The sequence below is a fragment of the bacterium genome, from assembly GCA_018814885.1.
In the GTDB taxonomy this organism is placed as follows: Bacteria; Krumholzibacteriota; Krumholzibacteriia; order LZORAL124-64-63; family LZORAL124-64-63; genus JAHIYU01.
The window spans coordinates 1-6,814 of sequence record JAHIYU010000035.1; the positions used below are offsets into that span (position 1 = coordinate 1).

Sequence of the window (6,814 nt, forward strand, 5' to 3'; positions counted from 1 at the left end):
CTTCGTGTCTAAGGAGGGTATCCGCTGCCAGTACGTGGTGGAGAAGGTCTGTGAACTGAAGGTGCGGCCACAGTCGAGGCACGTGTACCGCTGGATACGTCTGGGGCGAGCGAGGCGCATGTACCAGCCCTTGCGTTTGTAGCGCCAGCTGTCGGTGAACCCGTTGTGGTACTTGCAGTTTGGGTTGGGGCAGTGAGGCGGTCGCCAGCCGGGTCGTCGTGTGTTCATGCCCTCGGCACCGCAGGTTCGGGGCCGGAGACATTTTAGGGGGCAGAACTTATTTTATACAATCGTGATGGAAACGTGAGACTTGCCAGCTATCGTTCAAACAAGAAAACGCGATCGGCCCCAACAACCGATCAACAATACAGCCCGCAGATCTTTGCCATCGGATCTCCGGATCAGGGCCATCCCGAAACGTACATCGATCTTCGTGGATAGACGCCTGAGGAATTCCATGATCGAGGATCGAATGCGGGCACATACCGGCCGGATGCGTCAAGTTGGCGAAACCGGCGGCTGACTCGGGGTTCTCGGCGGGGGGAACCCCGAGGCTTTTTGTATACCCTGACTACCTTGTCGCCGGGTGGGTTGCCCGGTTTCCGTGCAACAATGCGTAGGCGCTCTCGTTCTTGCACCGCGTGCATCGGCGCACTATGCTCTGCGCCTCGTAACCGGGCTTCACGAAAGGACTCGACGGGTGAGTGCAACAAGCAGCGGCATGGGTGGGACGATGCTCAGCCTCCGGCACATCCACAAGCGATACGGCGAGGTCGAAGCCGTCTCCGATTTCTCCCTGGACATCCCTCGCGGCGCCATCTACGGCTTCCTCGGTCCCAACGGTGCCGGCAAGACCACCGCCATCCGCAGCATCATGAACATCGTGCCCCCCGACGAGGGCGAGATCCTCTTCGACGGCCGGCCCATGGATCGGGGCCTGCTCGACCGCGTCGGTTATTTGCCAGAGGAGCGTGGCCTATACCGTAAGATGAAGTGCGTCGAGCAGCTCGCGTTCTTGGCCGAGCTGAAGTCGATTCCCCGGCGGAAAGCGGTTCCGCTAGCCGAGCAGTGGCTGGAGCGCATGGAGCTGGGCGACTGGAAGGACAAGAAAGTCGATGCGTTGTCCAAGGGGATGCAGCAGAAGGTCCAGTTCGCCGCCACCTTCCTGTTCGGGCCGGACCTGGTGATCCTGGACGAGCCTTTCGGCGGTCTCGACCCGCTGAACATCGAGTTGCTGCGCGACATCATCCGTGAGGAGAACGCCCGCGGATGCACCATCATCTTCTCGACGCACATGCTGGCCGAGGCGGAACAGCTCTGCGACAACATCTGCCTGATCGAGGGGGGGCGGAAGATCCTGGACGGCAGCCTCGACCAGATACGCGACGACTTCCCGTTGCGGTCGGTCAAGGTCGTCTTCACCGACGGAGCGGCGGCGCCCGCAGCGCTGCCAGACGTCACCCAGTGCGCGCCGGACGGTGACGGCTGGCGCCTGACCCTGCGCGAGGGCGCCGACCTCGACGCCCTGCTCGACAGGTTGCGCGCGCACGGTTCGCTCTCGCTCTTCTCGGCCAACCGGCCCAGCCTGCAGGAGATCTTCCTGGCCGCCGTCCGCCATCAACGCGCCACGGCGGGTGAGGGGGTGGCGTCGTGAAGACCTTCGCCATCATCAGGCGCGAGTACCTCGAGCGGGTGCGCAGCAAGGGCTTCATCATCAGCACCATCCTGATCCCCCTGATGATGTCCCTGGTGCTGCTGATACCCATGCTCGCCATGGACAAGGTCGATGCCGAACGCACTGTTGGCGTTGTGGATCCCTCCGGCGCGCATTACCAGCCGTTGAGCGATATCCTGGGTGAGCGCGAGAAACCCCGGATCGTGCTGATCCCCCTCGATGCGTCGCCGGGCGGGCACGAGGATGCCATAGCGGAGATGACCGCCCGCATCCGTGACGAGGATCTCGACGCGGGCCTGTTCATCGCGCCCGATTTCGCCGAGTCGCGGCAGGCGACCTTCTACAGCAAGTCCGTCTCGGCGGGCATCATCCGCGAGATGATCGCGCCGGCCCTGAACCGCGTCCTGCATCAGCTGCGTTTCGCCCGGGCGGGCGTGCCCGACAGCCTGCACGCCTACCTCTCGGCCTACACCGACTGGAGCACCCTCTCGGTCAGCGAGGAGGGAGAGACCACCTCGCGAGACAACGACGGCGTCTTCGCCGTCGCCTTCACCCTGATCATGATCCTCTACATGATGGTGCTGGTCTACGGGCAGCAGACCCTGACGGGCGTCATCGAGGAGAAGAGCTCGCGCGTGGTGGAGGTGATCCTGTCCAGCGTGCCGGCCTCGCGCCTGATGCAGGGCAAGATCCTCGGCATCGGCGCTGCCGGGCTGACCCAGGTGGCCATCTGGACCGCGGCGATCATCGGGCTCTCCGCCCGCGGCGTGGACATCGGCGGCATGAGCATCGACGCCTCGTTCCTGACGCCCATGATGCTCTCGTCGTTCGTGATCTTCTTCGTGCTCGGCTACCTGCTCTTCTCGAATCTCTACGCCGGCGTGGGATCGCTGTGTAACACGGCCCAGGAATCGCAGCAGTTCGCCACGCCCATCGCCATGTTCGTGATCATCCCCATGCTGCTGCTGACCCTGGTGATGATGGACCCCGGCGGCACGGTGGCGACCATCCTCAGCCTGATCCCCTTCTTCACGCCGATATTGATGTTCATGCGCGTCTGCCTGGAGACGCCGCCCCTCTGGCAGATCGTGCTGTCGTGGGCGCTGATGGTGGTGACGATATACGGGCTGATGCGGCTGTCGGGGAAGCTGTTCCGCGTGGGAATCTTGATGCACGGGGCCGCACCCTCCTGGGGGACGTTGGTGAAGGTGCTGCGGCAGGCGGATTGAGCCGGGTGCTCGCAGTGAGATACGGCTCTCCCCGGACAGCGGAGCTGCGCAACGCTTTACGATTATCCGGTGAGTAGGTGCGCGCCGGCCTCCTCGGATGCTATAATGCACAGGTAGCCATCGAGACACCCCCTGGAGGACACAGTGTACCGTCGCCTGATGATGATCGTCTGCCTCGCGCTGCCGACCGCGGCACCCGCCGCCCACGCCGGCACCGGCGTGCACACCACCTACCTGTGGCACATGCACCAGCCCATCTACTGGCCGGACGAGAGCGTCTGGGGTCCGGGCCGCTACGAGACAGCCTACGAGACCATCACCCTGGGCCACAGCCAGAACGACGAGTACGCGATCTTCGACAAGGACGACCGGATCGGGGATTACCAGCACTATCCCAAGGACGCGATCTCCTCGATCCTGGATCTGCCCGAGGCCGGGGCGCAGGTGTCGTTCGCGGGCGCCCTGATGGAGAACATCTTCAGCCTGGGCGACGCGGGCTGGAACGGCGGCCGGTACGCATCCGATTGGTATTCCCATTACCGCACCGCGCGCGGGTGGTCCAACACGGCCGGGAAGCCGCGCCTCGAACCGGTGCTGGTCGGCTTCCATCACGCCATCGGCCCGCTGCTGGACGACAACGCCCTGCGCATGGAACTGGCCCTGGCCCGGCTGATCTACGACGACGCCTGGGGGCCCGGGGAGGTCTCGCACGGTTTCTTCCCGGCGGAGATGTGCTTCAGCGAGCGGATGATCCCGCTGCTGGTCGAGGCCGGCGTGGCGTGGACCGTCGTGCCGGATCTGCACGTCGCGCGCGCCTGCGCCGACTATCCCTACCAGGCCAACCTGGACAACTGCGATCCGCCCAATCCGGCCGACCAGACCAACCCGGCCCAGGGCGTCTACACCAGCCACACCATCTCCCGCGGCGTCACCCTCAAGGTGCCGTACCCCTACGGCTTCACGCCCCACCGGGCAGAGTACGTGGATCCCGACGGCGGCGGCGTCTCCAGCCTGGTGGTGGTGCCCGCGGCCAACGCCATGGGCTGGGAGGAGGGTTACGGCCTGTTCGGCACCGGCGGCGTCGATGCGATCGCCTCGGCCAACAATCCCGCGCAGCCCATGCTGGTGATCTTCGCCCACGACGGGGACAACGCCTGGAGCGGCGGCTGCAGCTACTATTACGAGAACGTCACCCAGTTCGCCCACGCGGCCGCGGGCCAGGGCTACACGCCGACGACGGTCGCCACCTACCTGCAGCACCATCCCGTGCCCGCGGGCGACGTGGTGCACGTGGAGGACGGCGGCTGGGTCAACGCCGACGGCGACTTCGGCTCGCCCCAGTACGTCAACTGGAACTGGCCGCCGGTGAACGCCTCGGGACAGTTCGACATCCCCGGCGGCTGGGCCGAGGACGAGCGCAACTGGGCCGTCCTGACCGCCGCCCAGAACAGCGTGGAGACCGCCGCCGCCATCGCCGGCGTGGACACGTCCCAAGTGCTGGACCCCGGCCCCGCGGCCGGCGACGCCGCGCGCGCCTGGCACTTCCTGCTGGCCGGCTACGAGAGCGGCTACATGTACTACGGCGCGGTCCTGGACATGGAGATCAAGGCGACCCTTGCCTGCAACGAGGCGCTCGCCTTGGCCGATCCGATCGTCGCGGGCGGCGCGGACACCGTGGCGCCGACGGTCTGGCTGCCCCAGCGTCTGCCCTGGAATCCCGGCGGCTTCGGCGGCGGCTCCCTGTGGGGCTATCCCGGCGGGCAGGGCGCGGCCATGTCGTCGGATTTCCACGTCTGGACCTTCGTGCACGACGTGTCCGGCCTGGCGCGGGTGGAACTGAAAGTGCGCGCGGACGCCGACGGGACGAACGATCCGGCGACGCACGACAACGAGCTCTACGCCGGCGGTCCGGACGTGGGCGCCTGGACCGCCCTGCCCATGAACCAGCGCGTCATGCCCCTGGGCGAGCCCTGGGAGATGGGCGAGATCGACTTCACCGAGCTGCCCCAGGTCATCGCCGACCAATACTGGCTGGAGTTGACGGGTTACGAGGACGTGCTGCTCGACTATCACGTGGAAGCCGAGGACGACCTGGGACACGTCAAGCGCAGCCCCATCCAGCACGTGTGGGTGGGCGCCGGCGGCGCCGCCGAACCCGACTCGGTCGCCTGGACCGACCCCGCGGAGCCTGTCGCCGGCGAGACCGTCACCGTCCGGTACGATCCGACCGGTCGGCCACTCAAAGGCGCGCTCGCGGTCTGGATACACCGCGGGCACAGCGGCTGGCAGGGCGTCACGGACGGGCCCATGTCCTACAGCGCCGGCGCCGGCGCTTGGTGGGTCACCTTCACCGTGCCCGCGTCGGCCACTTCCCTGGACTTCGTCTTCCACGACAACGCCGGCACGTGGGACAACAACGGCGGCGCCGACTGGCACGTGGCCGTCAGCGGCGGCGGCGGCGAACCGCCCTTCGTCATGGACGGCCTGCTGGACGCGGCGGCCGACCAGCTGGACGTCTGCCTGTGGGCGGCCGAGCAGGACGGCTGGCTCTACGTGGCCACCGACTCCCACACCGCCAACCCCGGCGCCGACATCTTCATCCTGCTGCACGGGGACGGCGGCTTCGTCCCGCAGGCCGCGCCCTGGGCCAAGGCCGGCCAGTCCCTGCCCTGGGACGCCTACCTGGCCCGCGAGGGCGACAACAGCTGGAGCGGCTGGTTCGACGCCGCCGAGGTCACGCCGCCCCCCGGCGATTTCCGCCAGGCCACGGGTACCGTGCTCGAGGGCGTCTTCCTGCTCGACGATTCGTATCCCGGCGGCTGGCCCGCGGAGCTCGACCTGGCGGTGGCGGCCTACGGCACCGCCGACGCCGGTGCGCTGCTGGACCAGTGTCCCGCCGGCGACGGCGACGGCGACCTGGTCATGCCCGCGGACTGGGTGCCGGTCTGGGTGCCGGTCGCGGTGGCGGAGACCCCCGCGCCCGTCATGCGCCTGGCGGCGCATCCTAACCCCTTCAACCCGAGCACGCGCCTCGCCTTCTCGCTGTGGGCGCCGGCCCGGGCGAGGCTGGTGATCTTCGACGCCCGCGGCCGCCGCGTCCGCACGTTGCTCGACGCGCCGCGCACGGCCGGCCTCTACACCGTGTCCTGGGACGGCCACGACGACACCGGCCGCCCGATGCCCGGCGGCGTCTACCTGGCCCGCCTGACGGCCGGCCGACAGGATGCAACCCTGAAACTCTCGCTCGTCAAGTGATGATGCCGAGACGCGACCCTTCGCCGTGACACCGTGACCGCGCTCCGGCTCTTCGAGAGTCGCTTGGTAACGGTGTCACGGCGAAGGGTCGCGTCAGTCCCGGACATCATCCCCGTAAGAGATCTCATCCGGCAACTCGTTCACATCATCATCTTGATAGGGAAAGAACTCGCACAGCTTCTCGCCGATCAAGGCGATGCCCGTCTCGAGCCCTTTGGCGAAACGTCCTTCGCCGAATTCGCGCCCCATGGCCTCCACCACGTCCGACCAGAAGCCGTCGCCCACGCGGGCGTGCAGCTCCTCGTCGCCGACCACGGCGAACTTGCGCGAGCGCACGGCCATGTAGACCAGCACGCCGTTGCGGTCTGCGGTACGGTGCATGCCCAGATCGTCGAAGACGCGTCGCGCCTGGAGGTAGGGATCGCCGGCGACCGGCGGCCCGGCGGGGACGTCGCGCTCCAGGTGGAAGCGGATCTCGCCGCTGGTCCGCAGTTCGGCGGCCGCGATGGCGTCCACGATGCGCGCCTGCTCCGCCTTGGCGAAGAAACGCCTGGGGATGTCGCTGCGCTGGTTCGTCATCTCACCAACCTCCACTGGCGCCGCCGCCGCCCGAGAAGCCGCCGCCCCCGCTGAAACCGCCCCCGCCCCCGAAACC

The 6,814-nt window shown here is 67.5% G+C and carries 6 protein-coding genes; 3 read left to right on the forward strand and 3 right to left on the reverse strand.

Annotated features, from left to right (window positions below; genetic code table 11):
- A partial coding sequence (locus tag KJ554_02060) for a hypothetical protein (protein ID MBU0741119.1) occupies window positions 1-228 on the reverse strand: 228 nt, incomplete at its 3' end.
- A gap of 505 nt (window positions 229-733) precedes the next feature.
- Here KJ554_02060 and KJ554_02065 point away from each other — a divergent pair.
- From KJ554_02065 to KJ554_02075, 3 genes are all read left to right on the forward strand, one after another.
- A complete protein-coding gene (locus KJ554_02065; protein MBU0741120.1) occupies window positions 734-1,654 on the forward strand; it encodes an ATP-binding cassette domain-containing protein in 921 nt (306 codons plus the stop codon).
- Window positions 1,651-2,904, forward strand: a complete 1,254-nt coding sequence (locus KJ554_02070) for an ABC transporter permease (protein ID MBU0741121.1) — start codon at window positions 1,651-1,653, stop codon at window positions 2,902-2,904. Before KJ554_02065 ends, KJ554_02070 begins: the two co-directional genes overlap by 4 nt.
- A 144-nt stretch (window positions 2,905-3,048) precedes the next feature.
- A complete protein-coding gene (locus KJ554_02075; GenBank protein MBU0741122.1) occupies window positions 3,049-6,159 on the forward strand; it encodes a hypothetical protein in 3,111 nt (1,036 codons plus the stop codon).
- A 93-nt stretch (window positions 6,160-6,252) separates the two neighbouring features.
- Here KJ554_02075 and KJ554_02080 read toward each other — a convergent pair whose 3' ends face one another.
- Both KJ554_02080 and KJ554_02085 read right to left on the reverse strand, forming a co-directional pair.
- On the reverse strand, window positions 6,253-6,738 hold the full coding sequence (locus KJ554_02080; protein ID MBU0741123.1) for a TPM domain-containing protein: 486 nt from the start codon (window positions 6,736-6,738) through the stop codon (window positions 6,253-6,255).
- Between the two features lies 1 nt (window position 6,739).
- On the reverse strand, window positions 6,740-6,814 hold a 75-nt coding region (locus KJ554_02085; protein MBU0741124.1), incomplete at its 5' end, for a methanol dehydrogenase.

Excerpts from the sequence above, each read along its gene's own strand:
- KJ554_02065 (MBU0741120.1), top strand. The coding sequence starts at position 734 with ATGCTCAGCCTCCGGCACATCCACAAGCGATACGGCGAGGTCGAAGCC.
- KJ554_02080 (MBU0741123.1), bottom strand. The coding sequence starts at position 6,738 with ATGACGAACCAGCGCAGCGACATCCCCAGGCGTTTCTTCGCCAAGGCG.